Origin of the sequence: Burkholderia sp. AU38729, assembly GCF_020419725.1 — a bacterium.
Taxonomy (GTDB): domain Bacteria; phylum Pseudomonadota; class Gammaproteobacteria; order Burkholderiales; family Burkholderiaceae; genus Burkholderia.
Genome location: NZ_JAIZQO010000001.1, coordinates 116270 through 142618 on the forward strand (window position 1 = coordinate 116270; position 26349 = coordinate 142618).

The 26349-nt window shown below is 61.2% G+C and carries 21 protein-coding genes and 2 pseudogenes; 16 read left to right on the plus strand and 7 right to left on the minus strand.

Annotation, left to right across the window (positions count from 1 at the left end; all coding sequences use genetic code 11):
* Positions 1–38: 38 nt before the first annotated feature.
* The 4 genes and pseudogenes from LGM56_RS00440 to LGM56_RS00455 form a co-directional block, all read right to left on the minus strand.
* A complete protein-coding gene (locus tag LGM56_RS00440; RefSeq protein ID WP_089496246.1) occupies positions 39–440 on the minus strand; it encodes a VOC family protein in 402 nt (133 codons plus the stop codon).
* Positions 441–598: 158 nt separating this feature from the next.
* Positions 599–2134: an MFS transporter gene (locus LGM56_RS00445; protein ID WP_089496247.1), complete on the minus strand. Its 1536-nt coding sequence runs from the start codon at positions 2132–2134 to the stop codon at positions 599–601.
* A 180-nt stretch (positions 2135–2314) separates the two neighbouring features.
* A complete protein-coding gene (ald, locus tag LGM56_RS00450; protein WP_089496248.1) occupies positions 2315–3430 on the minus strand; it encodes an alanine dehydrogenase in 1116 nt (371 codons plus the stop codon).
* 790 nt (positions 3431–4220) lie between these two features.
* Positions 4221–4370, minus strand: a pseudogene (locus LGM56_RS00455) (transposase); the annotation flags it as partial.
* 478 nt (positions 4371–4848) lie between these two features.
* On the opposite strand from LGM56_RS00455, the pseudogene LGM56_RS00460 reads away from it, so the two are divergent.
* Positions 4849–5033 (plus strand): annotated as a pseudogene (locus tag LGM56_RS00460) (IS5/IS1182 family transposase); the annotation flags it as partial.
* Positions 5034–5380: 347 nt separating this feature from the next.
* Here LGM56_RS00460 and LGM56_RS00465 read toward each other — a convergent pair.
* Positions 5381–5788, minus strand: a complete 408-nt coding sequence (locus tag LGM56_RS00465) for a hypothetical protein (protein WP_226202145.1) — start codon at positions 5786–5788, stop codon at positions 5381–5383.
* Positions 5789–5814: 26 nt separating this feature from the next.
* Between LGM56_RS00465 and LGM56_RS00470 the strand changes: the two genes are divergently transcribed.
* The 15 genes from LGM56_RS00470 to LGM56_RS00540 all read left to right on the plus strand — a co-directional run bounded on the left by LGM56_RS00470 (position 5815) and on the right by LGM56_RS00540 (position 24896).
* Entirely contained in the window at positions 5815–6783 is a 969-nt protein-coding gene (locus tag LGM56_RS00470; RefSeq protein ID WP_179254869.1) for a LysR family transcriptional regulator, read from the plus strand.
* A 432-nt stretch (positions 6784–7215) separates the two neighbouring features.
* Complete coding sequence (locus LGM56_RS00475) at positions 7216–7710, plus strand: DinB family protein (RefSeq protein WP_089496250.1); 495 nt, start codon at positions 7216–7218, stop codon at positions 7708–7710.
* A gap of 919 nt (positions 7711–8629) precedes the next feature.
* Positions 8630–10873 (plus strand): iron-containing redox enzyme family protein, encoded by a 2244-nt coding sequence (locus LGM56_RS00480; RefSeq protein ID WP_226202146.1) that lies wholly within the window; start codon positions 8630–8632, stop codon positions 10871–10873.
* 33 nt (positions 10874–10906) lie between these two features.
* Entirely contained in the window at positions 10907–12751 is a 1845-nt protein-coding gene (locus LGM56_RS00485) for a carbamoyltransferase (RefSeq protein ID WP_226202148.1), read from the plus strand.
* Between the two features lie 290 nt (positions 12752–13041).
* Complete coding sequence (locus LGM56_RS00490; protein WP_226203213.1) at positions 13042–14124, plus strand: SGNH/GDSL hydrolase family protein; 1083 nt, start codon at positions 13042–13044, stop codon at positions 14122–14124.
* 24 nt (positions 14125–14148) lie between these two features.
* Positions 14149–14286, plus strand: a complete 138-nt coding sequence (locus LGM56_RS00495; RefSeq protein ID WP_179254870.1) for a hypothetical protein — start codon at positions 14149–14151, stop codon at positions 14284–14286.
* 60 nt (positions 14287–14346) lie between these two features.
* Complete coding sequence (locus LGM56_RS00500) at positions 14347–15513, plus strand: ATP-grasp domain-containing protein (protein ID WP_089496254.1); 1167 nt, start codon at positions 14347–14349, stop codon at positions 15511–15513.
* 83 nt (positions 15514–15596) lie between these two features.
* Complete coding sequence (locus tag LGM56_RS00505) at positions 15597–16916, plus strand: aspartate aminotransferase family protein (protein WP_226202150.1); 1320 nt, start codon at positions 15597–15599, stop codon at positions 16914–16916.
* Positions 16917–17098: 182 nt separating this feature from the next.
* Positions 17099–17416, plus strand: coding sequence for a hypothetical protein (locus LGM56_RS00510; RefSeq protein ID WP_179254871.1), 318 nt, complete (start codon positions 17099–17101; stop codon positions 17414–17416).
* Complete coding sequence (locus LGM56_RS00515; RefSeq protein WP_226202152.1) at positions 17328–18779, plus strand: hypothetical protein; 1452 nt, start codon at positions 17328–17330, stop codon at positions 18777–18779. Before LGM56_RS00510 ends, LGM56_RS00515 begins: the two co-directional genes overlap by 89 nt.
* Before the next feature lie 247 nt (positions 18780–19026).
* A complete protein-coding gene (locus tag LGM56_RS00520; RefSeq protein WP_144023078.1) occupies positions 19027–20637 on the plus strand; it encodes an MFS transporter in 1611 nt (536 codons plus the stop codon).
* 186 nt (positions 20638–20823) lie between these two features.
* On the plus strand, positions 20824–21702 hold the full coding sequence (locus LGM56_RS00525) for an SDR family NAD(P)-dependent oxidoreductase (RefSeq protein ID WP_089496257.1): 879 nt from the start codon (positions 20824–20826) through the stop codon (positions 21700–21702).
* 171 nt (positions 21703–21873) lie between these two features.
* Positions 21874–22806 carry a M28 family peptidase gene (locus LGM56_RS00530; protein ID WP_089496258.1) on the plus strand — a complete coding sequence of 311 codons (933 nt, stop codon included), beginning with the start codon at positions 21874–21876 and terminating at the stop codon, positions 22804–22806.
* A 723-nt stretch (positions 22807–23529) separates the two neighbouring features.
* Positions 23530–24420, plus strand: a complete 891-nt coding sequence (locus LGM56_RS00535) for a LysR family transcriptional regulator (protein WP_226202154.1) — start codon at positions 23530–23532, stop codon at positions 24418–24420.
* A gap of 146 nt (positions 24421–24566) precedes the next feature.
* On the plus strand, positions 24567–24896 hold the full coding sequence (locus LGM56_RS00540; protein ID WP_226202156.1) for a hypothetical protein: 330 nt from the start codon (positions 24567–24569) through the stop codon (positions 24894–24896).
* Positions 24897–25088: 192 nt separating this feature from the next.
* On the opposite strand, the gene LGM56_RS00545 is transcribed toward LGM56_RS00540, so the two are convergent.
* Both LGM56_RS00545 and LGM56_RS00550 read right to left on the minus strand, forming a co-directional pair.
* Entirely contained in the window at positions 25089–25307 is a 219-nt protein-coding gene (locus tag LGM56_RS00545) for a hypothetical protein (RefSeq protein ID WP_011354057.1), read from the minus strand.
* 228 nt (positions 25308–25535) lie between these two features.
* The gene (locus LGM56_RS00550) at positions 25536–26186 is read right to left on the minus strand and encodes an NADPH-dependent FMN reductase (protein ID WP_027790596.1); all 651 of its coding nucleotides are present in this window, start codon (positions 26184–26186) and stop codon (positions 25536–25538) included.
* Positions 26187–26349 lie beyond the last annotated feature (163 nt).

Here is a 26349-nt window from a genome sequence, read left to right on the forward strand (position 1 = left end):
GCCCAAGCCCTCCATTCGACGGACCTTGTCAAATAGGACTACGTCACATCGCTACGATGAACGATGTGAATCTTGTTGCCATCCGGATCACGGAGATACGCACCAAAGTACCCCTCGCCATATTGAGGGCGAGGCCCAGGTTCCCCTTCACTCGTTCCGCCCGATTCAAGACCTGCAGCGAATGATGCCGCAACCGCGTCGTTCGATGGGGCGAGGAACGCAACCATGCTTCCATTGCCGACCCCGGCGGGCCGCCCGTCAAACGGCAAGTATGCGTAAAAGCGTGGCAATGGGCGGCCTTGCTCAACCCAGCAAACGGCGACCGGCCCGCCGTCGGGCGTCACTGGTCGACGCTTCAGGCCAAGCGGAGTTAAAAGGGCATCGTAGAATAACGACGCGCGGTTGATGTCGCTAACACCAACGGTGACGTGACTGAACATTTGCAAGTCCTTCGCCGGCGACGAATGTTGCCCGTTGCCCGAATCGCGTAACTGCCGATTCAGGGGTGGTCAAAAGTGATGTGTCGGGCACCGGACATTCAAGAAGGTGGTACTCGGAACTGGCGACGCCGGTCATATCCGCCGGCTCGATCGATCGTTCACGAGGCAACCTGGACCGTTCGTTTTCCGGTGTTGAAGATCACGAAGCTGAGCGTCGCCAAGATCCAGACACCGATCCCCCCATACAGCAAGACAAGACTGAAACCGTGTACGAGGGCCGAGCGAACGATACCGCCCGTATCCAGGTGAGCCAGTTCGGGAAAGCGCGTCTGGAACGACGAAAAATCTCCGGCTGCCACTTTTTCCGCGAGTAGCCGCAATTGAGCCGGCCCCAAGGTTTTGGAAAATGCGTTCGTCAGGTACGACAGCGTTCCACTCAACAAGATAAATCCCATTAGCGCAATATTGATGGCCAGCGAAATCAGGCGGGCGCTCATGTCGATCCCTGACGCCATGCCGGAACGGTTGCTGGGTACGGCCGCTGTGGTCGTGTTGGTGACCGGCGTGATAGTCAATCCCAAACCGATACCGGACAGCGCCAAACCGGGCAGCATCGTCAGCCAACTCGCGTGATCCGCATCGCAACCCAGCCACATCAGCATGAAGCCGAGGCCGATCGTGAACAATCCAAACGGTATGACGATGCGTGGCTGATAGCTGCGAGACAGATGCTCCGCCAGCGGGGGGACCAGAACGGTAGGCAGCGTATAGGCAAGCAGCGAAAGGCCTGCGGGTACTGCTTGGTAGCCCAGCGCGCCCTGAAAATAGATGGGCAGATAGATCATGAATGGCCAGAAGCTGAAATTCATACCCATGGAGCCCATGATCGCCCCCGAGAAATTGGGAATCTTGAACACCGAGAAGTCAAACATTGGCCGCGAAGACAGTTTCTCGACCAGCACGAAAATTGCGAACCCTGCGGCCGTTGCGGCAAGAATCGCGATCGCGGGCGGACTCCAGAAGCCGAGGTCGGATCCTTGCGTGATGTAATAGGTCAATCCAAACACCGACAACGAAAGTGCAATGATTCCCAGTATGTCGAGGCGTTTAGCTTCGGGATCCCGCGATTCCGTCATGCCGCCGAACACCAGACACAGCGTCACAATCGTCAGCGGAACATGGATCAGGAACACCCACTGCCAATTGGACAGTGCGATGATCGCTGCGCCGATGATCGGCCCAAAACCCAAGCCGATGCCGAAAACGATCCCCCACGCGGCGAACGCCCGGCTGCGCTCTCGCCCCTCCTGAAACTGATGCGATAGGATCGCCACGAGGCAGATGAACATCGCGCCCCCGCCCATGCCTTGCAAGAACCGACTTGCGATCAGGATGGACGGGCTCGTTGCCAATCCACACGCCAGCGAGGTAATTCCAAATATCAGCAGGCTGACGACAAAGACGCGTCGTCGCCCGTAGCGATCGGCGAGCGTCCCAACCGCCATCAGAACCGTTGTACAGGCAATGGTATAAGCGTTCATTATCCACTGCATGTCCTTGAAATCCCCGTGCAATACGGTTTCGAGAGCGGGCAGGATGACGGGCACACTCGATATCTCCAGACCGAACATCAGTGCAGCCAAGCAGATTGCCGCCAACGCTACTAGGTTCTTGCTGACATAAGGAATGCGCATCGCGTGTTCTCGGTGAGAAGTGACATCCTGAAGCGTTGCTTTGCGAAACTGAGTAATGTCGATTTGCAGCGCACGGAATAGAACGCGCCTCGCATCACTCGGCTGGATGGGTTGACGACTGTCTTGGACAGTCGAGCACGCATAAATATACGCCCGTCAACCTACGGTCGAGCTTAGCACTCAAATCAGCGCGGTCTCCGGCGCGACAAATGGCTGGTCGATCGACTTCGCGACTTCGCGGTTGGTGATCTTACCGCGAGTGATATTCAGGCCATTCATCAAATGGGGATTTGACAGTAGCGCCTCGTTCAAGCCGAGATCAGCCAACTGAAGAACAAAAGGCAAGGTGGCATTGCTCAATGCATACGTCGAGGTCAGCGGAACCGCGCCGGGCATGTTCGGCACGCAGTAATGCACGATGCCATCCTCGACATAAGTTGGTTCTGCATGCGTGGTCGGTCTGGACGTCTCGAAGCAGCCGCCCTGATCGATCGACACGTCGACCAGCACCGCGCCCCGTTTCATCTGACTCAGCATCGCCCGCGTCACCAGCTTCGGTGACGCTGCTCCCGGCGTAAGCACGCCGCCGATCACCAAGTCCGCATCGCGCAAGTGGCGGATGATCGCGTCCTGAGTCGAATAGGCCGTCTCGATTCGGCTACCGAACTGCACCGTGAGCCGTCGCAACACGTCAAGTGATCGATCGATAACGACCACTCTCGCGCCCATACCGATTGCCATCGCGGCCGCATTCGCACCAACTACCCCTCCTCCCAGCACCACTACCGTGGCAGGTTCAACACCAGGCACACCGCCCAGGAGCAAACCCCGGCCGCCGTTCGCCCGCTCGAGCGCGCGTGCGCCAACCTGGATGGACATGCGTCCGGCCACTTCCGAGCCGCCGGCAAGCAACGGCAACCCTCCTTCGTCCGAGGTCACCGTCTCATACGCAAGGCACGTCGCGCCGCTGGCAGCCAAACTCATCGACAGCTCCCGATCTGCGGCCAGATGCAAGTAACAAAACACGATGTGATGAGGCGCGAACCTGGCCAGTTCGCTCTCCTGCGGCTCCTTTACCTTGACTATCAAGTCGGCGCTGCCGAAAACTTCTTCCCCGCTGGAACCGATCCGCGCCCCTGCGGCAAGATAATCATCGTCGGCGGCGCCGATCCCATGACCCGCTCGCGTTTCGACAATGACCTGATGTCCGCGGGCCGTCGCCTCGCGCACGGCGACCGGCGTCATCCCGACACGATATTCGTGGCTCTTGATTTCCTTCGGTACACCAATTCGCATATCGTCCTCCAGTGGCTGGTTGCGCTATACATTCCCAATCACGGTGTGAATTGGAATGATCAATGGCATTGGTGCTGGAGATGACAGCAATATCTCCCTTCCCAATTTTTTGTGATACGTACCTGACAGCGAACAGACTCCAGTTGTACGGCACCTGACATCCTGTCGAGCATCGCAATGCCGATGTCCGCATTGGTCTGCCGGGCCACGAGGGATGACACGTCCTCGGGTCGCGCACCAGCAACACCGTGCAACCCCTCATCGCCGTCGCGACTCACGCAACTTGGCCACCGTGACAGCCTGCCAAACCCGCCCGTCGTCCAAGATCGCTCCTGATGCCAATCTCGCTGCCTTTGAGGCCCGAATCACAACTGCGCGCTGCCGTCACGCACTGTGGAGCCACAGGTTGCACCGCCGCACACTGACGTCATCATCTGACACATCCTTCGTCGTAAACGCCATCAGGCGCGAATTGGCTGGTCGGTCTGCCGCTCCGTTCCCGTAACCGCAACCAGAGAGGGCTCACCGACGTCTTGGCGCATGCGCGTCAAAATCGGCACGTCGCTAGCACCAACCACCGGATACGGCCAGACGATGTCGGGCGGCCGGGCTGCAACCTCATGGTCTGGCCAGTTCGCTACATCACACAATCTTTGGAATGTAATGACTCGATTTGCATTGCGTTTATGCAGCATGCACAGAGCCAACAAGTTTCGCTGTCGGCCTATTGCAGGGTTGTGCAACATTTCTTCTGTAAGACCGTTCAGGCAATTCCACGGAGATGCGCAGATCACGCGTTCATGTTGAGATAGATTTTTGCGCTCATCCACTCTTCGTCGCACTCGGCCAGCAAGGCAGAGACGAGACGAAAGCAGCATGGGGCATTCGGGAAGATCGATGCGACGCGGGTTTGAAGCTTGAACTCGCGATTGATCCGTTTTTTACAGAAAAATGTTGCACAACCCTGCGGCGACTCAATAGTAATGGACCGACCTTAAACTCGGTAGATGAAATTCTTGTATAAGCGTTATTCATCGTGCGCCTTTGTGCATGTCAGCCGGCATAATCGCCATATCTTTGAGACTCAATTACCACAACTCTCCATCTTTCCGATGTACTGGCGAGCCACGCGGAGACGCCGAGCCAACTCAACTTGACTCGACTTTTGACGACGGCGAGATGCAATAAGGGTCACGCTGAACGGTGTTTTTCAGATCAATCGACGTGATCTGGCTGATATGCAAAGGCGCCTCGGCAAGTAGGCCGGCCGATCGCCCATCTGCCCAATACGGGCCCGCCACCGTGAACCCTCCTCATCCGAAGAACATTGCGTTGCAGTTTCGGCTGGACAAACCAGAGGGGCTTATAAAACGACCAAATCTCAACCGATCGCGAGGCGCACGGGCTCGCTGCGCGCTAGGTCGAATCGAAAGACCAGGCGGCGGTATAGCCGCATGCTGTATCGAACTCGGAACATTGTCGAACGCGTCATCAATCGCATCAACCATTTCGCCGCGTCTCCACTCGTTACGACAAACTCGCCGGCAACTATCTCGCCTTCGCCGTGCTTGCCTGCGCATTTGGGCCGCTGGTGAGAATGTGAACAGGACCTGGCACGCACAGCGCGTCGACTTCCTGCGTCCTCGAGTTTGCGGTTGGAAGTACGTTGTATTTCATTGGAATCAGGTAGAATCTCTTCGAAAGCTTGTTGACATTGCCTGACTTCCCCACCCGACCATCCGAAGTCCTTGTCGCGGGTTCGTGCCGTTCGTGAACCCGTAAAGGCATCGGCGTGTTTCTCGTCCGGAGTCTTTTGCAGGGTCGATCATGAAGCGAGGAAGCTCCCGCGTGCCGCGCATTTCTCATTCATGGTCGAGGGCCGGCGCGATGTCGGCCACCGTTTTCACCGTGCGGATGTCGAGTGCGACGCGTGGCGATCCCATGGAGACTTCAAGTCGCCATGCGTTGGCTAATCGTAATATCGAGCCTGCCATGCGGTTTCCCGCCGAATGGCCCAGCGTTGCCTGGACGCATGGACACCTCCCACCATGTGCGCAAACGCACCGTTCCGGCTTGAGGGGCGTTTCTCTTCGCCATATCGTGATGCGCCGGCGCCACGGCGCGTACGCCGTCGATTCGTTCGTTATGGCTCCATATGCCGAGCCAGATGTCGAAATCAAGGCTTTTGCATCCATTAAACAAGTGCGCATACCGTAAATGGCGAGCGGCAGCCTCCATCCCGAATCGGTGCTGGACGACTGATCGCCATGTCGTCGATTCATTCGGGAATTGGGAGTTTTGAATTGCCCGGATCTTTAATATGCCGGGATTGGTTGTTAATTCGAATATCACCTCCATTGCGAATTCCAATATGTGAGAGATCTATGTCCGAGATCGGAAGTCACCTTATTCAGATGAGCACATTCGTCAGAATAGTCGAGGCGGGTAGCCTGTCCGTGGCAGCCAAGCAGTTGAACACGAGCCAACCAACCGTAAGCCGTCATCTCAGGGCGCTCGAGAATCACCTGGAGACGCAACTGCTGATCCGCTCCACGCATGGCATGAACCTCACGGAGGCGGGGAAGCGCTATTACGAATATGCGCGAGGTCTGATTGGACAGATGGCGGAGTTCGAGGAGGAGATGCGGGGACAGGCGTTCGTGTCGAGCGGCACGTTGAGAGTCGTCGTGCCGACCGCGATCGGGCAGGAGTGGCTGATCGAACTCGCGGATCAGTATCTCAAGGCGTGCCCGGAGATGCGGCTCGAATGGCGACTGAGCGACGGCTCCGTGAACTTCGAGGAGGATGCGATCGATTGCGTTATCCGGGCAGGCGAACCGGAAAAGAATTCCTACGTGGCGCGCCCCCTGGGCGAGTTGCGCCGGGTGCTGGCAGCCGCCCCGTCCGTCGTTCGCGGCTATGGGGAGATTCTCACCCCGGAAGACCTGAGCAAGCTGCCCTGGATCGCCATGACGTCGTACTACATCAACGGCATCGATCTGCGCGATCGCTCCGACCGGATCAAGCGCGTCGAGATCTCTCCGCGATTCGCGCTGGATCACGTGCTCGGCGCCAAGGTCGCGGCGCGCCTCGGCATCGGTGCGGTGCTCATCTCGGAGTGGATGGTGCTCGCCGATTTCGACGACGGGAAGCTGGTGAGGCTGCTGCCCGACTGGTGGGGCACGTCGTTGCCGCTCTACGCCGTGTATCCCAAGGCAAAATTCTATCCGGCCAAGCTCAGGCAGTTCGTCGGCATTGCCGAGGACGTGGTGGCGAGGCATCTCGGCCGGGCACAAGTGCTGGCCGAGCGGATGCGCACGCGAGAGCTCGAACAACCGATCGAGGGGCGGTGAGCATGGCGTGACGGAACGATCGGCGTCGGGCGGAATGCGCCGATCGCGTGCGAATCGACGAAAAAAACCATTGACATCGCGCGGGTTCGTTGCTCGCTCGAGACGCATGCGCGTGCTCACCCGAGGAGATTCGAGACTCTCGAGGCATGACTGTCTGGAACGCCTAGCCATGCCTCGGGCGAGCGCCTACAGTATGACCAGCTTGATGGCATCGTGATGCGTGGCGGTCCGGTCACGTCTAGGACGCGCGCGCTGCGAAGGCGGTCTCGCGTGACCCTGTTCCTTGCATGGACAAGCCCGGGGTGTCAGCGCCCCGCTCGTATCGGGGCTGACGGCGTTCGGGCGTCGATCTAGCCACGCAACCACGAAGCGAAGAGGTTGCAGAGGCGTTCCAATGCATCGTATCGATAGCGGACCCGCTCAGGAGCCCACATGTTAGATGTTGAAGCCGCCCGCATGCTCGTCCGCTACAACGCATGGGCGGACCGGATACTGTTCGATGCGTTGGCGGCCGTTCCCGTGGAAGAAGTTCATCGATCGAGAGTCACGCTGTTCGGCTCGGTCATCGGGACGCTGAATCACAACTATCAGGTGGATCTCATCTGGAAAGCCCACCTGCAAGGCAAGGCGCATGGATTCACTTCCCGGCGCGACATGCTGTATCCCGATCTGGGCGAACTGCGCGCGGCGCAGTCCGGGGTGAACGAATGGCTCGGCGCGTGGGTCGAGGTCCAGCGGGAACGGGATCTCGCCGAAGTCATCCCGATCCGTTTCATTTCGGGACGAACCACCCGCATGCAGCGCGGCGCGGTGCTGCTGCATATTTGCAATCACAAGACCTACCATCGCGGTTGGGTGGGGCAGATGTTCTACGAGTTCGACGCGGATCCGCCCGATATGGATCTGTCGGTGTATTTGTGTGAATGAGCGCGTCGGCGCGGGCGATACGCATGCGTCTAGTTCGTGCGATGCGGGGTGGCCGGGCGCGTCGACGCGGTTCGCGCACGCCATTGGATTGAATTTCTGTTCGTACGCTACACCGATATTCGGTTTGGGCGCATGCCATTCATCGACATCAATGCCGATGGTCGGGTATATGGAGACACTCCCATCGAGCCGATCGGGCCAGGCAAGCGTGATCAGATATCCCTTGGCGCGATGATTCCTCGTTCCGCGCGCGTTCAAGGCTGCATAGTAGAACAGAGCAATGCGCGGAATCGATCCAGGATGACCGGCCACCACCCATCCAGCTGCGGACGCGATCGCTGCATTTCGCGATTCCGTCGCTGCAGTCTCCTTCAAGCGGCGACACTCGTCGCTTTCCGGAAATAATCCCCACATCTTCAATGAAGCGTGCAGCGTTCGCGCGTGCACTTCAGCATCGCGTCCTGAATCACGCAGTGTTGCTCGATTCAACGAGCAGATGGCGACGCTACCTGAATTTATGCAAGGCGATGTTTCGTGAATAACATTTATGCGCAAACTTCGCCTACCGAACTGGTGGACGATCCATTAGTATCGGTTCACCAAGGCGCAGGATTCGTTCGCGCATTGTGTCGAGAGGTGAGTAGATCGATGGCATCGTCCCGATGACTCGAGACGATCGACGCGAGGCGAGACCGGATCGTGACCGAGTGGCGTCATCCGCCGAGCAACCATTGAGAGATTCCCGCTGACGAGTACTTGACGACGCACATGCTCCTCATGTGCGGCGCTTGCTGTTTCCTGATTCGTCGAGGCGTAGAGAATAGTCATCCGAATTCGTTTTATTCTACGGTATCCTAATTGATGGATATCGGAGATGAATCGTGCTTTTCGGTCGAAATGAAGATTAAGGAGCGATCCATTGAATCTGAACCAAGTTTCGTCGAATCGAGAGTTGAGGCACGCTGCGATTCAGCCTGAATCGGATTGGGAAGAAATCCACGCACGGGCCGATGGTTCGCATGTCGCGGCGGTTCAGACGTGTCGCGCCATCTTGAGCGTGACGGTCGATCCGTGCCGGATGTCGGCGCATGCGGAGCATTACGTCCGGCAGAAACAGGACGAAGCCATGGCGGGGCAATCCCATTGGGTCGACGAATGCGCGAGCCTGACGGCCGAGGCATTTGAGGCGAGTCTCGACGCCATGGCGGCGGCGTCTGCGGAGCTGCCATGGGACGCCGGCGCGAACACGGATGATGTCGTCCGGTTCGTGTTGATGCAATGCGCGCCGCGCGAACTCCTGCGTGGCGCGCTGCTGCAGAACTTTTGCAATGCGTCGAATTCCCACGAGGTCATCGCGAGCCTCGTGCATCGTCTACACGCGATGCAAGTCGGCGATGGCCAGATACGGGAGAATTCCGCGAATCTCTACCGCCTGCTGTTGTCGCAGTACGGTCTCGATGCGCCCGATGTGTTGTCGGAAAAGTTCTTCGCGCATCCCGACATCGTTGCATCGTCATGGGATCTGCCTGCGTATCAGTTGAGCTTGTCCTTGTTTCCGAAGCGGTTCGACGCCGAGCTTTTCGGCGCGGCGTTATTCGACGTATCGGAAACGATCGCGAAGCCATTGACGCGGCTGGCCGGCGTGTCGAACAGCCCTTACATCCAGCACAAGCGTGCGGTGCGTGATGAGTTGAACCGGGTCGTCCGGCAGGTGATCGCGCATGCGCTGGCGCGGCAGACAGGGGATGGCGCGCCAGCCGCCGCTGTCGCGTACCGCCGGCGGATCCTGACGGGATTCCGGACCTCCGCGCTGTGCTCGACCGCGTGGCAGCACGCCTTGCGGACCTTGCTCGACGGCGAGTACCTCGCGCCGCGCAGCGCCATGATCCGGCTGATCGAGCGCAAGGGCATCCATGCGGTTGGCTACCATGAGCGATTGAAGGTAGGCGAGGCCGCATTCGATCGTCTGATCATCGACGATCCGTCGGCCTTCGTCCGCGCCCTCGAACGCTCACGATGGATCGCGCCGGGACATCCGGAAAAGAGCCTGTTGATCACGAAGCTGATCGAGTTCGGCGGACCGATGTTCCGGGTGTTCTCGGATTCCGAGATCGAGACGATTCGAAAATGGATCACGGCCATTCCCGACGATACAGCGACGCGCACCAGTACGTCGCTCTCGATCGGGCGAAGCGTCGGGGGCGGGGCGCGGTTCCCGGGCCGCGATGCTCCGCGTGGCGTCGGCATGCATCCCGACGCCACGGGCGAGGCTGCGGCGGCCCGGTTGTGCGCGCGCGCGATGTACACGAAGCTCCTCAACAACGAGCAGGATCCGGGCACGCATCGAGACGCGAGACATTTCGCGCGGTGCTGGCTGGCGAGAAGCGCGGCGGGCATGGCGCGCGACGACAGCGCGATCCCGTTCGAGACTTACTCCCGCGACAGGCTGCGGAGCTGGTTCGACGAGAAGACCGTGGCGCAGCTGAGAAGCTATGCGGAATCGGATCGAACCGTTCAGAAGACGCGCGAGGAGGTCGTGGACGAAGCCCTGCAGCTGTGCCCGATGATTTTCATCGATGGGGCCTGGCTGCAGAAGTGGGGAAATGTCGGCCTGGTGGAAACGCAGATCGGATCGCATCTGTTCAAGATATATGCCGATGAGATCGGAAACGGGAACGTCGACTGGAACCACCCCAACATATACCGGAATCTGATTGGCCAGATGGGCGTCGATCTTCCGGATTTCAGAACGCCGGAATTCGCGCAGTGGCCGGGCTTTCGCGATTCGGCGTTCGACGTGCCCGTCTTCTGGCTGAGCATCGCGCTGTTTCCGCGCACGTATCTCGCGGAAACGCTGGGCCTGAATCTCGCGATGGAACTATCCGGCGTCGGCGGCTCGTACAAGACCGCGCACGACGAGCTTCGGCATTACGGATTCAGCACCCTGTTCGTCGATCTGCACAACACGATCGACAACGTATCGACCGGGCACTCGGCGCTGGCGCTGGAAGCGATCGAGCTGCACATGGACGAAGCGGTGCGAACCGGCGACGCGCGGCTGGTCGCCGAAAGATGGCGCAGGGTCTGGACCGGGTACCGGGCATTGACGCCGCGCGCGAGGAAGTGGACGGAGATATTCAAGCCCGCTGTATACGCCTACTGACTTTATCTTCCCAATACATCGAGAGTCCCGCCAATGACTTCATACATCGTGGGTTTGTCCGCCTACTACCATGATAGTGCGGTTGCGTTGCTGGCCGATGGAGAGATCCTGGGCGCGGCGCAGGAGGAACGCTTCACCCGAATCAAGCAGGACAAGAACTATCCTGCCCATGCACTCGATTTTTGCCTGAGGCGCGCGAACATCTCGATCGGCGACGTGGAGAAGATTTTCTACTACGAGAATCCGAAGAAGAAGCTGCGGCGCATCATGTCGACCTATCTCCATTTCGGTCTTCCGGGCTATCGCTCGTTCGTTTCCGAACTGCCGTCCTGGCTCTTCGAAAAGGTCAACGTCAAGAAGACCCTGTCCAGGGAGCTGATGAGGCAATTCGGCGCGAATGCACCCTTGCCGCCGATCGAATACATCGACCATCACGTCTCGCATGCCGCCGCGGCATTCTTCCCGAGCCCGTTCCCGCGCGCGGCCGTGCTGTGCATCGACGGAGTCGGGGAGTGGGCCACGACTTCGGCGTGGATCGGTGATGGAAACGCGATCAACCCGGTATGGGATATCGAATTTCCGCATTCCTTGGGACTCCTCTATTCGGCGATCACTTATTTCTGCGGCTTCAAGGTGGATTCCGGCGAGTACAAGCTGATGGGCCTCGCGCCCTACGGCGAGCCCCGTTACGCGAAGACGATCCGCGACCATCTCATCGACGTCAAGCCGGACGGCAGCTTCTGGCTGAACATGGCGTATTTCGACTATGCGGTCGGGAACTGCATGATCAGCCCGAAATTCGAGCAGTTGTTCGGCGGACCCCGGCGCAAACCGGAGGCGTTGATCACCAAGCGCGAATTCGACCTGGCGGCGTCCATCCAGCTCGTGCTCGAGGAGACCTTGATCCTGCTCGCGAAATCGGTGCGGATGCAGAGCGGGCAGAAGGCGCTGTGCCTGGCGGGCGGCGTCGCGCTGAATTGCGTCGCGAACGGCAGGCTGCTGAAGACACGCATCTTCGACGACATCTGGGTCCAGCCGGCCGCGGGCGACAGCGGCGGCGCATTGGGCGCCGCGCTGGCCGGCTGGCACGGCGAGAAGAAGCAGCCGCGCAAGCTCGCCGCCGGCCGCGACTCGATGAAGTCCGCGCTGCTCGGCTCGAGCTATGACGACGCCGAGATCGAGACGGCGTTGACGGCCTGCGGCGCGGTGTTCCGGCGCGTGGACGAACAGGCGATGTACGACGAGGTGGCGGATCTGCTGGCGCAGGGCAACGTGGTCGGATGGTTCCAGGGAGCGATGGAGTTCGGCCCGCGTTCCCTGGGCGCGCGGGCGATTCTCGGCGATGCGCGCAACCTCACGATGCAAAGCGTGCTCAACCTGAAGATCAAGAATCGCGAATCGTTTCGCCCCTTCGCGCCGGCTGTTCTCGAGGAACATGCATCGCAGTGGTTCCAGACGGATGGGCCGAGCCCCTACATGCTCTTCGTGGTCGGCGTCGAGGAGTCGCGTCGCCGGGCGTTGACTCAGCAGGAGAAGGCGCTGGACGGCATCGAGTTGCTCAAGTGCATCCGGTCGAGCATTCCCGCCGTGACGCACGTCGACTATTCCGCACGCGTGCAGACCGTGGGAAAGAGCGGCAACGTGCCGTTCCGGCGCCTGCTGGAGACCTTCTACCAACAGACCGGCTGCCCCGTGCTCGTGAACACGTCTTTCAACGTGCGCGGCGAGCCGATTGTCGAAAGCCCCGAAAACGCCTACCTCTGCTTCATGAGAACGCAGATGGATTATCTGGTGATCGGGCGGTACATCCTGCGCAAAACGGATCAGGCGGAACTGATCGAGGAAAAGGACTGGCGCGAGGAATTCGCGCTGGATTGATGTCGAGGCGCGTCGCCTCTCGTCGACGCGACGATTCGAATAGGGAGTTCCCATGGTGACAATCAACAGCTTGATCAGATGGCTCGCGTTCTCCGTGTTGTTCGTGGTCGTGGTCGTGCCGCTCGGAACGCTGTTCCGGACATTCAACGATCGTCACAGGATACGTCTGCCGGTGTCGAGCGAGACGTATTTCAATTTCAGGCGGTAGTGCAGTGTCGACATGCATGGGCGGGACAGGCTGATCCCTCCATTTATCCAATCGATATTCTGACGAGGCAACCTTGAAAAAAATGACGCCGGAGCAAGCGCTGGAGGAGGTGTATCGGCTGACGCCGCAGATGAAGATCTACGACGACTTCATCTCCGAGGTGCGCTGGCTTCCGTACACCATGTTCTTCCATCCCGCGAATTATCGTTCGGAAGTCGTCAACACCGATTCGCTCGGCTTTCGCGACAGTCCCTGGAACGGCCGCAGCCTCAGTGTCGGCGCGCTGCCCGAGACGGGACCCGTCAATCTGCTCGTGGGCGGCTCGAACGTCGTTGGCACGGGCGCCACGCACGACGCCTACACGACGTCGGCGTGCCTGTCCGAGATCACGCGCGAGGCTTGGCTCAATTTCGGCAGCCGCGGCTACAACTCGATTCAGGAGGCGTTGCTGTTCCTCATGCATCGGCATCGTTTCGACGATCGCCTCAAGCGGGTGGTCATCCTGAGCGGGATGAACACGCTCACGCTGGAGGGACTGCCGGACAGCCTATCGTCCGATCACGGGCGCTTCTACTACTCCTACGAGTACACCCAGTACATGAACAAGTACTCGCAGGATCTCCGGCGACGCAGCGGCGGCGGGACCCAGGCGGGCGCGAAGAAGGGCGTGCTGGGCAGGCTGACCAACTTGATCGAGGAGTACGTGGACGACGGCGATCCGACCGCGACCGTGATCGACGACCGCGACAGCCCCGCCGAGGAGCGGCTGCGGCGCGCGTCCGGTGAAATCGTCAGATCGGCGGCGTTGTGGAAGGAACTGCTGGCGCCGTTCGGGGTGAAGCCCGTTTTCGTGCTGCAGCCCCTGACGTACTGGAGCAAGGATCACATGACGCCGTTCGAGAACGAGATCTTCAATGCCATCGACAGTTGTCCGAACAATTTCTGGCGGCTGTTCGGGAAGATCCTGGGCAAGGAAGTCCATCGCCCGTTCTCGACGCTGATCGCGGACGGCTGCCGCGAGGCCGGCGTCGATTATTTCGACATGAACGATCTGCTCAAGGATTCGCCGCTGGCGCACGAGGATCTGTTCGTCGACCGGGTTCACTGCACGGATCAGGGCTATGCGGAAATCGCCCGCCTGATCCAACACCACATCATTTCCTGAGATTGTCCACAAAGAGGCCCGACCATGAACCCGAGAAGCCATGCTGACACGCGCGCCATGAACGGTGGCGCGCAACGGAAACAGAACCTGCTGATCGCCTTGATCAGGAAGCTGTTCTCGAAGAAAAAGAAAGCGAGCAACTCCATCTATCCGCTGAGGTAAGGGGCAAGCCGGAGCGCACCTCGTCAATCGCATTCGACAGCCATTCAAGGACATCGAAACATGAAGAAATTCGCCATTTTGAGTGATGGATACGCCAGTGCGCGGCTCCGGCAAGCTGGGGAGGACGTCGAGATCCTGTCGGTTGACGAGATCGTCCGGCGGGACATTTCGTTCGGCGTCGACGACATCCTGTATGTCCCATCGGAGGATGGATTGAATCTGGTCGCGGCGCGCAGCGAAAGCGCGCCGATCAGACGCGCCATCGGCCTGTTCAAGGACAAGTGCGCGTTCAGGACGAAGGTGGCGACGCTGTTTCCCGATTTCTTTTACGCGGAATGCGCGACGGGCGACATCGGGAAGCTCGATCTGAATTTCGATGACGGCAGGAAGTTCGTGATCAAACCGCGCCGGGGGTATTACGCGACGGGGGTGCGGGAGATCGATCATCGCAGCGATCTGAACGCGGTGCAACGCGACATTCAGGCCGAGCTGGCCGAGCGCGGACGCTACTACCCGGACAGCATGCTGTCGGGGAACGCCGTCATCGTCGAGGAATTCATCGGCGAGGACATCAGGAATTCGCTGTCACTGGAGTCGTGCGAACTGGCGGCGGATCTCTTCTACGACCGGGAAGGCGTGCCGCGCATCGTGGGTTTGTACCATCATCCCCACCCGACGCGCGCCGCCTATTTCCACACCCTGTATTACTCGAATGCGGAGATCTTCCGGCGCTATGCGGGCAAGGTCATTGAGTTCTTCACGGCGCTGCAGGGCCTCGGGCTGGACCTTCGATCGTTTCCGATGCATGCGGAGTTCAAGGTCCATCGCGGCGCGTTGGTGCCGATCGAGGTTAACCCGTATCGGTTCGGCGGATACGGTCTGGCCGATCTGATGTACTACGTCGCGGGAATCAACCCGTATCGGGCCTTTTTCGAGGGGGAAAATCTCGCCCCGGAAGCGGTCTGGCAGGGCAAGACCGAGAGCTATGCCTGCGTGGTCGGCTACAACGGCGAGGGCATGGTGACGAAGGATCACGTTCCGGACCACGAGGCGTTCAAGGATTTTCTCGCGCCGGGTCTGCTGTATTACGAGCCGCTCGATCATACCAACTGTCCGCTCTTCGGCATCTCGTACATCAAGCGGCCGCAGGTGGACACATTGAAGCCCGTTCTCGAGGTGGACTACCGGAAATTCTTCTCGCCGGTGCCGGTGCCGGTGGGCGACTGAGACGCACGGCTGAGGGATGCGCCGCCGCTGATCGGGCGCATCGTTTTCGTCAACGGATCAGCATGCATGTCGAGGGCACACTGATGACGCACGTTTTCTATCGTTCTCCGCGAACCAAGATGCCGATGGCCGCGTCCGGAGAGGGCATTTACGTCACCGACGACGCGGGCCGGCGCTATCTCGATTCCTGCAGCGGCGTGGCGGTGACCAATCTCGGTTACAACCATCCGCGCGTGATCACGGCCTTGCAGCAGCAGGCGGCCAAACTCGCCTACGTATATGGCGGCGTGTTCCGAAACGAAGCGGCCGAGGAACTGGCGACCTTTCTGATCGAACGCTCGCCGGGTCTGGACAAGGCGTACTTCCTCTGCAGCGGTTCCGAGATCGTCGAGATCGCGCTCAAGACGGCGCTCCAGTACTTCGTGGAGCGTAATCAGCCCAGCAAGCGGCTGGTGATATCGCGACGGCAGAATTACCACGGCAGCACGCTCGGCGTGCTGAGCATCTCGGGCAACATTCAGCGGCGCGACATCTTCGATTCGATTCTCGCGAGCGGCAACTTCGTCTCGTCGTGCTACGCGTATCGGAATCAACGCGCGGGCGAGACGGAGGCGGACTACGCGCAGCGCCTGGCGGACGAACTGGAAGCGAAGATCCTCGAACTGGGCCCGGACAACGTCGCCGCGTTCATCGCGGAAACCGTGGTGGGGTCGACTTCGGGGGCCGTGCCGCCGGTGAAAGGCTACTTTCAGCGTATCCGCAAGGTGTGCGACAAGTATGACGTCTTGCTGATACTCGACGAAGTGATGTGCGGCATGGGTCGAACGGGGTCCCTGTTCGCCTGTAGCCAGGATGACGTGAGGCCCGACATCCTGACGGTCGGGAAAGGCCTGGCCGCCGGCTATCAGCCGATTTCCGCGATGCTGGTCCGTCAGCCCATCTACGACGCGATCGAAGCGGGTTCGGGCGCGCTGAGAAACGGACAGACGTTCGCGTTTCATGCGACCGCCTGCGCCACCGCGCTGGAGGTGCAGCGCGTCATCGAGGAAGAGAACCTGCTGGAGGCGGTCAGGACGCGCGGCGCCCAACTGCGGCAGGCGCTGCACGACACCTTCTCCGATCATCCCAACATCGGCGACATTCGCGGACGCGGGCTGTTCGTCGGCGTGGAGCTGGTGCAGGATCGCGCGACCAAGGCGCCGCTCCCGTTCGATCCGAACCGCAGCCTCAAATTGCGCGCCGCCGCGCTGGAGTCGGGGCTGCTGTGCTACCCGCTGGGCGGAACGATCGACGGCAAGCTTGGCGAGCACGTCCTGTTCGCTCCGCCATTCGTGATTTCGGAAGACGAAGTCCAGCAGGTCGTGTCGATGTTCGCCCGGGTCCTCGCGCGTGAGCTGGGCTGATGCCGGATAGGGCGGCCGGTCCGGCGGCGTTCACGAACGTGGGCCGCGCCGTTTGACGGGGCGCGCGACGAAACGCGCGCTTCGTCACGATCGCTCGAATCGGTGCGAGCACCGTGACGATCGGTTAGTCATCCTTTGTAAATGGTGATCTGGCTGATTCGCCAGGACCTTCGATATCGGGAATGGACATGAACCTTGATCGACGAGCGCTGGACGGCTGGGCGTTGGAACAGGCGGATTTCGAACGCTTGCCGAAACACGCGGGCTACCTTTTCCGTCATGGAGACGCCTGGTACGTCTGTCATCCGCGATGCGGGCAACCGGTCGATCGGGATGCATTCCTGCGGGTCATCGATCTGCTCAGACGCGCTGACCCCGACGAATTGTCGGAACTCGCGCACCGCGCCGAGGATGCTGCCGCGCGACGCCGGGAAGACGGCCTGTCCGCCGGCGCGATACGGTTGGACGAGGCGGCCGCGGTCGCGGTTTCTCACGCTTGACCTTGGAAAGAGGGGAATCAGATTGTTCTCAGCAGCCGACAATCCGGAATGGGGCGCGGTGATCGATGACGTCTGGGCGATCTCGAACGTGCTCTATTTCGATACGGAACACCGCGCGCTGCAGCGCGCGGACATCGAGATCTGCGACAACGAAATCGTCGCAATCACGCCGCCGACCACGTCGTCGGTGCCGACGCGAATGAATGGGCACGGGCTCGTATGCACGCCCGGCCTCGTCAACGGCTGCCTCGTCGATGGCGACGGCACGTCCGAGGCGGCAAGCGGCGTCGAACGCGCGGCGCGGTTGGGCGACGCGTTGCGTCAGGCGGTCATGCGCGGCGTGACGACGGTGGGCGTGTTCAGTCGCCGGGCGGAGGCGGACATCGCGCTGATCACGAAGGCCGGCGTGCGCGCGAGCCTCTATCGCGAATACATGGACATCTGGCTGGGACCGGAGCCGCGCGCGGTCGAACACGACGTGGCGGCGTGTCTGCGCGATTACGACAAGCTGATGCGACGGTTCGACGGCGCGCTGCTGGCGATCCAGCCGGCCGTCGGGTCTCAGCTCGCTGCATCGACGCAGTTGCTCACGGGTTTGCACGAGGCCGCGAAGAAGCGCAACGGGCGATTCGTGATTCGCGTGGACGGCGGCGCGCCGTGGGCCGAATCGTTCCGGGACGCCTATGGCTGTTCGGGGCTGGCGTTGTTGCGGAGCCTGGACGTGGTGGACGCGCACACGCTGATCGTGCCGACGGCGCAGATGTCGCCGCTCGAGCGGAGCCATCTGCGCAAGTGCCACACCAACGTCGTTCACGACATCCAGGAACTCGACGGGCGGCCGGGACGACGCGGCGAGATCGCGCGGACGGATATCACCGGTCGGCCGCGCGCGTCGCTGCACTGGGGCGCGGGGCCGCTGCCGGGGCCGGGCGATCTGGCGCCCGCGCGTGACGACGACCGCGCGGGCGACGTCATCGACGTGCTGACCTGGAAAGGCGCGCAGGCGGTGCAGTTTCCGGAGACCGGGCGCGTGGCCGTGGGCCTGCGAGCGGATCTGCTGCTGTACGACCTGCGTCTGCTCCCAGGGCAGGCGTCGATGCGTCTCGCGTGCGCGGATGTGCTCGACATGCTCGTGCGTCATGCACCGCAAGGTGTGCTGGTCGACGGCCGATGGGTGGTGCGGGCCCCCGCGCTGCTGACGCGGGGGCCCGGCCGACGCTATGCGGATCCGCTCGCCTTCGGCCGGATCGGGGCCGAGCCCGCGAGGGCGTTCGACGCTCTGTCGGCGGTGGGCGACGCGTCCGGCGCGGGCGAGTTGTCCGACCTGGACCGCGAGCACGCGTCTCGGGATGTGGCGCTATGAGCGATCCGACGGCAGGCGCGCCGCGGTCCGTGGGGCGCGGGCGGGTCCGAATGGCCGACCAGCGCGGCGGATCGCCCGGAATTGCTGACTGATCGGTTCAGGGTGTGTGGAGCGCGAGCCTGTTTTTCGTCGGGGCCGCCGGCGATACGCTACTTCCAGCGGCATGCTCCGCCGTGCAGTCCTGTCGGCGGCGCGTCGCGCCCTTAATCGATCCAGCTCGAGTTCTGCCCACGTCGCCGTTGATTCCATGCTGGTGTGCCGCCTGCTGTCGGTGGCGCACGCGACGTCCACCGGGAATATGCGAATGACTTCTACCACTCATGCCTACCGGAACATGCTCGCCCTGGCGGCCATTTGCCTGGCCGGCGTCATGTTCCACCTGGAAATCTCCAGTGTCCCGATCATCCTGCCGACGCTCGAGGTCAAGCTCGGTGCGGATTTCGCCGATCTGCAATGGATCATGAACGCGTACACCATCGCGTGCACCACCGTCCTGATGGCCGTCGGGACGCTGGCCGACCGGTACGGCCGACGGCGCATCTTCGTCCTGAGCCTCATTATCTTCGGCGTGGCGTCGTTGATCTGCGGGCTCGCCGAAAACACCTACACGCTGATCGCGAGCCGCTTCCTGCAGGGAATCGGCGGGGGCGCGATGATGATCTGCCAGATCGCGAATCTGTCCCATCAGTTCCAGGAGGGCAAGGAGCGGAGTCAGGCCTTCGCGATGTGGGGCTTCGTATTCGGCGTGGGACTCGGCCTGGGACCGCTGATCGGGGGCGTCATCGTCACCTTGCTGAACTGGCGCTGGATCTTCCTGGTCCATGTGCCGCTCGTCGCGTTGACCCTGGTCCTGACCTACGTCGGCATCGACGAATCCCGCAATCCCCAGGCAGGCAAGCTGGATCTAGGCGGGATGGCCACGTTGTCCGCCGCCGTGTTCGGCCTGACCTACCTGATCACGCAGCGGCCCGGCCTGGGGGCGGCCGGCATGAGCGGCATCGCGGCCGTGGTGATCCTGTTCATCGCGTTCATCGTGATCGAGAACCGTTCGGCGCATCCGATGTTCATGTTCTCGGTGTTCCGCATCCGGAACGTATCGGGCGCGCTGATGGGCTCCATCGCGATGAACTTCAGCTTCTGGCCGTTCAACATCTATCTGCCCATCTACTTCCGGACCGTGCTGGGGTACGACGCGGTGAATGCGGGGATGCTGCAGCTCGCCTACACGCTGCCCACGCTGTTGATTCCGCCCCTGGCGGAGCGCCTTTCGCTGCGTTACCAGGCGAGGGTGATCATTCCGGCGGGGCTGATGACGATCGGTGTGGGCTTCTTCCTGATGCTGATCGGCAATACGACGCTGCAGGCCGGTTGGGCGGCGATGGTGCCCGGCTGCATCATCGCCGGCATCGGGCTCGGTCTCACCAACACCCCGGTCACGAACGCGGTGACGGGATCGGTGCCGGCGGCACGGGCGGGCATGGCGTCGGGAATCGACATGAGCGCGCGGCTCATTACCTTCGCGGTCAACATTTCGCTGATGGGATTCATTTTGCTCGAGGGGATCTGGGCCTATCTCAGGCATGCGTTGCCGGCGTCGTTCGACGATGCGCAGCTGCTCGCCATGGCGGGGAAGGTGGCGGCAGGCAGCGGCGACGAATTGCGGCGCGCGTTTCCGGCGCTGATGTCGGCCGACGCGTCCGGGGCCATCACGCACGCCGCGCTGGTGCACGGGTTCAGCATCGTGATGCTGTATGGCGGCGTGGGCGCCGCGGTCCTCGCGGTCATCAGCCGCCTGATCTTCGGCGGCAAGCTGCAGGGGGTTCCGCAACCCGACATGTTGACCGCGGCCAAGAACTGACGGGGCAACGCGTCCGGCGGGAGGCGCTCCGCCGGTTCCGCGAGACGTCGTAGCCGAATACGCGCGGCACGATCGATCGTCCGGTGGTATTCCATCGGGAAACCGATGACCCGGGGAATCGTCGGATGACGTGCCGTCCAGGGATGAGGTCATGTGACTGATGCAATAACTTTCTATTCGAACGTCATGAATACTCCGCACTCTGTCATTCAAAAGGCGAAGCTCGCCGTGATCACGGGCGGCGCATCGGGAATCGGTTTGGCGATCGCCGCAAAACTGTCCCGCAGGGGCATGAATCTGGTTTTATTCGACAAGAACAAGGCCGCGCTGGCGGCGGCGACCGAGAAGCTGAAAAGCGAATCGAGCGAATCGGTCATTCAAGTTCTACAGGGCGATGTCACGGCATACGAGTCGAGATTCGAGTTGCTCAAGCTCGTGCGCGCGTCGGGGCCGATATCGCTGCTGGTCAACAATGCCGCCATCCTGCATCGGGCGGGGCCGTGGGGGAACGACCAGGCCTGGCACAACGTCATGGACGTCAACTTCTGGTCGGTCCTGGAGATGCAGCGTCTTTTCGTCTCCGTGATGCTCGAACAGGCGGAGAAGTCGGCGATCGTCAACGTGGGATCGAAGGAGGGCATCACGACGCCGCCCGGGAATGCGGCTTATGCCGTTTCGAAGGCCGCCGTGCGTGTTCTGACGGAGCAGTTGGCGCACGAATTGCGCGAATGCGTCGGAGAGAAGATTTCGGCGCATTTGCTGATTCCCGGCTTCACGTTCACGCCGATGAATTTCCCAGGCATGACGCCCGACACGCCGAAGCCGCAAGGCGCCTGGGAGGCGGATCAGGTGGCCGACCGGATGATCGAGGGCATGGAGAGCGGGGATTTCTACATCTTTTGCCCCGACAACGAGGTGACGTGGGAACTCGACCAGCGCCGCCTGCAATGGTCGATCGACGACATGATCAAGAATCGCCCGGCGTTGTCGCGATGGCATAACGCCTATGCCGAGCAATTCAGGAAATACATCAGCAGGATCGGATTGGATGGCGTCGGCAGTTGACGGCGTACCCGATGGCTGGCGTTGCGTGCTCGGGCTCGCGTTGCGCGGATCGGAAGCAGGTCATTCCGTTGTTTGTTCGGTTGGATGAAATGCCGGGGATTCGATGCGTGAGTCCGGCAGTCTTTCCTTGCTTGTTGGACGAAAAACACCTTACCTCACAGGAGTTTTGCTATGTCTGAAAGTATGTTCGCCATGAAACGGCCACCGATCGTGCGTCATTACGAAGTGTCCAACTCGCCGAAGATTCGGAAGTGGATGGAGGAGATGTCGGCAGAGAACGTCGTGCAGACGATCTCTGCGCTGGAGTCGTTCCCCAACCGGTTCTTCAACACGTCGCATGGCGTGGCCTCGTCCAACTGGCTGGCGGATCACTGGCGCAACATGGCGCGGCATCGTCCGGACGTGGTGGTCGAGCAATACACGCATCCGTGGCCGCAGTCGTCCGTGATCCTCACGATTCCCGGTTCGGAGCCGGAGCGCGGCACCGTGATTCTCGGCGCTCATCTCGATTCCACGGTCGGCAATCTGAAGGAGATGGAAAGCGATACGGTGGCGCCCGGCGCAGACGACGACGCTTCCGGCATCGCGAGCTTGACGGAAGCGCTGCGGGTGATGCTGGACAACGACTACAGGCCGGTGCTGACCATCAAGTTCATGGCGTATTCGGCGAATGAACTCGGCCTGTTGGGCTCCGCCATCATCGCGAAGGATTTCAAGGTGCGCGAGGTGAAGGTGGCGGGCGTGCTGCAGCTGGATGTGACGAATTACGTCGGCGACGAGCACAACTTCTGCCTGGTCTACGACTTCACGGACGAAAAGCAGAATCTGTTTATCGAACGCTTGATTCGAACCTACTTCCCGGATCAGGAAATTCTGGTCGCGGAGAGCGGATTCGCTTCCTCGGATCATGCCTCGTGGCATGGCCAAGGATACCCGGCGTCATTTCCGTTCAACCCGGCCTTGGAGGATAGCCCGTATATCCATACCGTGAACGATACGCTGTCGAATTCCGATCCGACCGGAAATCATGCATTGAAACTCGGCCGGCTGGCGCTCGTATATGCCGTTGAAATGGGCAATGGCAGCGCGATCATGACGGCATGACAAGAGGTATCGCAGGTGCTTTGCTTGGTTGCGGGCTGGTTCGTTGACGAGCCACCCGCAACATTTTTTCTCGGTGCATGCGGCGTCGAGGCGAGCGCCTCGACATGCCGGTTCGACTGTAGTCGCGTATCGCGGCGACTCGGCGCCGTGCGCTCGAATCAGCGGTTTCCGCCTCGCACGCGGGATCGGACGTGGTTCCTCTCAAATCCCATGATTCGACGTCCGGACGCCTCGATGTGAAGGCGCGGGGACATGCATCGATTTCGATTCGGAATCGATTGCGCCGATGCGTCGATTCATTCAAGCATCCGAATGATGTCGCGATGTCGTATATCCGATATACGCTCGACGTATGGCGCTGAATTCCTTCTTGCCCGGATGCAATGCCCATTCATGGCAGCAGAACGGGGGAACGCTTCGTGGTATTTCACGATAAGATTCTGCGCTGAACCTATCATGATGAAAAGCGCGCTTACGTTAGCGTTGCGAAACGGGTCTTTGTCGTATTCTCCATTTCCAAGTGTCGTCGCTACGCTCAGGGAGTCGGCCGGTCTTCACGCGTCGTATCCGTGATTGAGCCACTCATCCGCTGCTGTCCGTTCATCACGTGGTGCGCGCGTTCGGCCCGTCGGTCGAGGTGGGCCGCGCGGCCACGCGCATGGCCGATGGGATCCGCTCGCGGGATGGCATCATGCTCATCGCTCGTTTGATTGACTCTTGCCAATGAACAATCTGAATTGGGTGCAGTCCTTCGTACAGGTTGCCGAGACGCGAAGCTTCGTCGCGACCGCGCGGCTTCAGGGCGTGTCCGCCTCCGCCGTGAGCAAGAGCGTCGCGCGTCTCGAGGAACACCTGAACGTACGGCTGTTTCATCGCAGCACCCGTAGTATCAGCCTCACGGCGGAAGGCACGCTCTTTCTTCAGCGATGCCGGCGCATTCTCGACGAACTGACGGCCGCCGAAATCGAGTTGCAGCAGTCGGTTGAGGCGCCCCGAGGCCGCTTGCGGGTCAGCCTGCCGTTGATCAGCATGCTCTCGCCGCAGTTGATCGCGGCGTTTTTGCGGCGTTATCCCGAAGTCGAACTCGAGATCGATTACTCGGATCGTCTGGTCGACGTCATCGAGGAAGGTTTCGATGCGGTGCTGCGCACCGGCTATCCCGACGACTCGCGCCTGATCTCGCGCAAGCTTGGGACGTGTCGTCGCGTGATCGTCGCCGCGCCGGCTTACCTCGACCAGCACGGCACGCCCGAGCATCCCCATGACCTCAAGGATCACAAGCTGCTGCTGTACCGGTATCCGAGCAACGGAAAGATTCAGCAATGGCCGCTCGCGGACGACGTGCCGACGGATGCGTCGAGATTCCCGGTCACCATGGTGTCGAACTCCAGCACGACGCTGCTCGCGATGGCGAGCGAGGGCCTCGGCATCGCCTGCCTGCTCGATTACGAGGTCAAGGAAAGACTGGCGAGCGGTGCGTTGCGCGCGATTCTCGATTGGGATGCCGCGTCGTCGGTCGAATATCGGGTTCTCTGGCCCAGCGGTCAGCAGCCCGCGCCCAAGGTCCGTGCCTTCGTCGATTTCCTGGCGGAGCACGTTTTCCCATCGCGATAGGTGCGTGCCGTGCGAGGCCGGCGCGCGTCCTTCTCGATGATTCCCGCCCGCGATGTAAAAGGGATGCGCAGCGCAATCCGCCCATGGGGGATGACATGCGTATCGGCGTACCGAAAGAGATCAAGAGTCACGAGTACCGGATCTGAATGACGCCCGTCGCGGTGCGCGAAGCGACCGCCCGTGGACATCAGGTCGTGATTGAAACCGGGGCCGGCCAGGGGATCGGCGCGAACGACGATGCTTTTCTCGCCGCCGGTGCGCGGATCGCCGCGAATGGCGCGGACGTATTCAGTCACGCGGACCTGATCGTCAAGGCCAAGGCGCCGCAGGACAGCGAACGCGCCCACATCCGCTCGCATCACATCGTGTTCTGCTACCTGCATCTGGCTCTCGGGAACCTACATCGTGCAGGACGGGCCGAGGTATTTCAACGGCCCGTTAGCGCTCCGCTCATCTTGACGGAAATCGGTCGCTAGTTCGCCACATCGAGGGGGGAATCAAACCTATTAGCGCGTGCTCGAATTTCCTGTCAATTCAGCGGCTTTGGCTCTTCTTGAATGGCAAAATGATGCGAGCAATCATGGCAATGTCTTTTGTAAGCCATTGATTTTATTGGCGTATGTCGCTCAACTTTACCGACAAACGATAGCGCGCCGGCAAGGCGTGCGTCACGCGTTCGTGTCGACCCAGAGGCGGCCCCAGCGGGACGCGTAGGCCAGCGCGTGTTCTTCCTCGAAGAAGAAATCGATTGCGTCGAACGACACGGCGCGCGGCGACGGGCCGCCGCTCGCTTTCTCGATCGTCAGGTTGGCGGCGAACAGCCCGTTCGGCAACCGGGCGGCAGCGGGGGCGACTTCGTAGCCCTTGTAGCGGATCGTACGGTTCATGGCGTGCGCGGAGAAAGTTCGGAGGTTCAGCGTACGAAAACCCGCTCGCGGCGTGAACCAATCTTTCGGCCAATGCAAATCACGCGGCGGGCCGAATTCTTATCGGTGCGGGGAAAGGGCGGCAGGGAGAGGCGTCGACATGCACGGCGCGTGGCCGCTCGTCCGAATGCGCGCCGCCCGCGCCGGCGAATGGAATCGGCCGGGCGCGGGCGGTGGAAGGCGGGAGAATTACTGGTTGGCGATCTTCAGCACGGGTGCGAGCGCATCGACCGATGCCGCGTGCGAGGCCGCGCGATGCGAGGCGAACGCGAGCGCGAACTCGGCCGCTTGCGTGCCGACCGTCTCGAGCTGCGCGACGACCTTCGGATCCGAGCAACTGTCGGCGCTGTCGAAGCGCGTTTCGAGCGTGTTCACTGTGGCGCCGAACGGTGTCGGCCAGCCGCGCAGCGCGTGCACGATCGACCGCAGCGACGTCAGCACGGTGCCGGCCGCCTGCCAGCCGTAGGCCGTGACGATCAGGCCGACTGCACGACCGTCGAGATACGGGCGATCGTCCGCGCGCAGTTCCTCGAGCGTGTCGAGTGCGTTCTTCACGAGGCCGGAGACGCCGCCGTGATAGCCGGGCGTCGCGATGATGATCGCGTCGGCCTGGCGCACGGCGTCGATCAGTTCGCGCTGCGCGTCGGTCAGCGTTTTGTGTTCGGGCGCGTAGTGCGGCAGCGTATGCAGGAACGGGCCGTCGAACAGCCGCGTGCGTGCGCCGGCCGCTTGCGCGCCGCGCAACGCGAACGACAGCGCGCGTTCGGTCGACGACGCTGCGCGGGTGGTACCGCCAATGCCGACGACGAACGGGCGGCGGTGTTGATCGAATGCAGTCAAGGGGCGCTCCTTGGGGATGGCTTGCCCGGCTAAGCACAGGCTTAAAACCAGATGGTAACGACCCCGCCGCCACTCTGAAAACGACTTTTCGTTCTATCGATATGCCGCGCGACAGGGGCAATCGTGTGCGAGGCCGCCCAGATCGATAGCAGAAATGCTTGGT